The following is a 1,824-nucleotide window of genomic DNA, read 5'->3' as shown; positions in this document are numbered from 1 at the left end:
CCCCCCGGTGTTTTCCTCTCTCGTGTTCGTCGGCGGGGTTGGAGGGGTGTAGGGGACAGGGCCGCCCCTCCAGGAACTCGGTGAGCGCCTCCCGGGCACTGTGCTCGGGCGTCCACCCGAGCTCGGTGCGGGCCCGCGAGGTGTCCATGACCGGGATCTGCATGGCCAGGTCGAACAGGCCGGGCGAGGCCGGCACCAGGTGCAGGCTCCACGCGGCGGCGATCGCGGCCCGCACCCCCCGCTCGGGCACCCGGACAGTGCGGGCCCCCAGCACATCGGCGAGCTCGGCCGCGTCCATGACGGGGTCGGCGGCGATGTTGAACGCGCCCCGCACGTCGCGGGTCGCGGCCAGCCGGAACGCCTGCCCCGCGTCGGCGGAGTGCAGGAACTGCATCCGCAGCCCCGGCATGTCCGGCACGACCGGGATGTTGCCGGAGCGGGCGAACCGGCCCGGCAGCAGCGGCCCGGCGAACAGCCGCCGCTGCTCGCTGGCGCTCTGCCGCTCGAAGATGAACCCCGGCCGCATCCGCACCACCCGGCACCCCGGGTTCGCGGCCTCGAACCCGTCCAGCAGCCGCTCCACGTAGGCCTTCTCCCGCGAGTAGGCGGCACCGGGCCAGCCGTGCGTCGGCCACGACTCGTCCACACCCCGGTCCTTGGGGCCGGGGGAGTAGGCGCCGACGGACGAGGAGTACACCAGCGCCGGCACCCCCGCCTCGGCCACGGCGTCGAACACCCGCCCGCTGCCGATCACGTTGGCGTCCCACGTCACCGCGGGCCGGTGCGTCGGCTGGAACAGCCACGCCAGATGCACCACGACGTCCGCGCCGCGCAGCAGCGGCACCAGGTCGCTGTCGGTGACGTCGGCCTCCGCCCACTCGATCTTCCCCGTGCCGGCCGGGTCGGTCTCCCGCACCGCGCCGGGCCCCGGTTCGCGGCGCGCCAGCCCGGTGACGGCGGTGACGGCCGGGTCCCCGGCGAGCGCACGCAGCGCGCTGGTCCCGATGTTGCCGGTGGCGCCGGTGACGACGACGCGCATGGCGATCTCCCCCTCGTCGGCGGTCCTCGATGCGGGACGGCCACCAAAACCGTCCCCGCAGGTGGACGGCCCCATTCCCGGCCTGCGCCGATCTATGCCCCGGCCGCGCCGGGCGCGGTCAGGCGGGGCGGCAGTGCAGGCAGGGGCGGTAGCCGGCGGCCCGCGCCGCGGCCAGGTCGCGGAAGCCGCGCCGGTGACCGGGGGTGATCCGGCGCGCGTCCCCGCACGTCGGGTAGCACACGATCCCGGTCGTGTCCGAGCCGACCAGCCGCACCCCGCGCCGCGCCAGGTCGGCGGCCCCGTCGACGTCCACCTCCTCGGCGCGCAGCAGCCGCTCCTTGGCGTCCGCCCCGAACACGTAGTCGCCCAGCGACCCGTCCGACCGGGTCACGCGGTGGCAGGGGATCAGCAGCGGCACCGGGTTGCGGCCCAGCGCCGACCCCACCGCCCGCACCGCCTTCGGCCGCCCCGCGGATCCCGCGCGGGCAGACCCGCCCGTACGCGTGGGTGGCCGAGCGGGATCAGCGCGGCGGCCGACAGCACGGCGGCCTCGAACTCGCTGAGGCCCCGCAGGTCCAGCCGCACCGCGCCGGGCCCCGATTCGCGGCGCGCCAGCCCGGCGGGCGGACGGCCGGCGGGCAGCAGCGGCCGCGCGAACCGGGCCCGCCACGCCTCGGCGAACTCCCGCTCGCCCAGGCCCGCCCGCAGGTAGGCGACACCGTGGTCGGTGAACGCGACCCGCAGGCCCGCCAGCGGCCCCTCCTCCAGCGGCCCCGGGACGTGGA

The 1,824-nt window shown here is 77.1% G+C and carries 2 protein-coding genes and 1 pseudogene; all 3 read right to left on the bottom strand.

What is annotated here, in order from left to right; all coding sequences use genetic code 11:
* On the bottom strand, positions 1-1,039 hold a 1,039-nt coding region (locus tag HUX53_RS32490; RefSeq protein WP_176407037.1), incomplete at its 3' end, for an NAD-dependent epimerase/dehydratase family protein.
* Positions 1,040-1,157: 118 nt separating this feature from the next.
* Positions 1,158-1,484 (bottom strand): methylated-DNA--[protein]-cysteine S-methyltransferase, encoded by a 327-nt coding sequence (locus tag HUX53_RS42765; protein WP_309237539.1) that lies wholly within the window; start codon positions 1,482-1,484, stop codon positions 1,158-1,160.
* A pseudogene (locus HUX53_RS42325) lies at positions 1,445-1,824 on the bottom strand (hypothetical protein); the annotation flags it as partial. The gene HUX53_RS42765 and the pseudogene HUX53_RS42325, both read right to left, overlap by 40 nt.

The organism is Actinomadura sp. BRA 177 (genome assembly GCF_013372625.1).
Classification (GTDB): Bacteria; Actinomycetota; Actinomycetes; order Streptosporangiales; family Streptosporangiaceae; genus Spirillospora.
Note: the sequence above shows the minus strand (reverse complement) of the source record. Positions and strands in the feature narration are given on the sequence as shown.